1 pseudogene is annotated in these 272 nt (G+C 65.4%); it reads left to right on the top strand.

Annotation, left to right across the window (positions count from 1 at the left end):
* Positions 1-16: 16 nt before the first annotated feature.
* A pseudogene (locus SB751_RS30600) lies at positions 17-272 on the top strand (2,4-dienoyl-CoA reductase); the annotation flags it as partial.

Below are 272 nucleotides of genomic sequence, written 5' to 3'. Positions count from 1 at the left end.
AGGCGACGTCACGTCGTTGAGCGACGAGCAGATCGGTCAGTACATCGATCATTTTTTCGAGGCGGCTCGCTTGGCGCTGTCGATCGGGGCACCGATGCTGCAGATTCATGCGGCCAACGGCTATCTGCTGAGCAGTTTCCTGTCGCCGCGGACGAATCGCCGCATGGACCGGTGGGGCGGTACACCTATCGGGCGGGCGCGGATCCTGCTGGAGATCGTGCGGCGCTTGCGCGCGCTGGCGGCCGATCGCGCGACGATCTTCGTGCGCCTGC

Source organism: Cupriavidus sp. SIMBA_020 (assembly GCF_046535395.1).
GTDB classification, from domain to species: domain Bacteria; phylum Pseudomonadota; class Gammaproteobacteria; order Burkholderiales; family Burkholderiaceae; genus Cupriavidus; species Cupriavidus campinensis.
The sequence above is the reverse complement of the archived record's forward strand: the minus strand, read 5'-3'. Positions and strand labels throughout refer to the sequence as shown.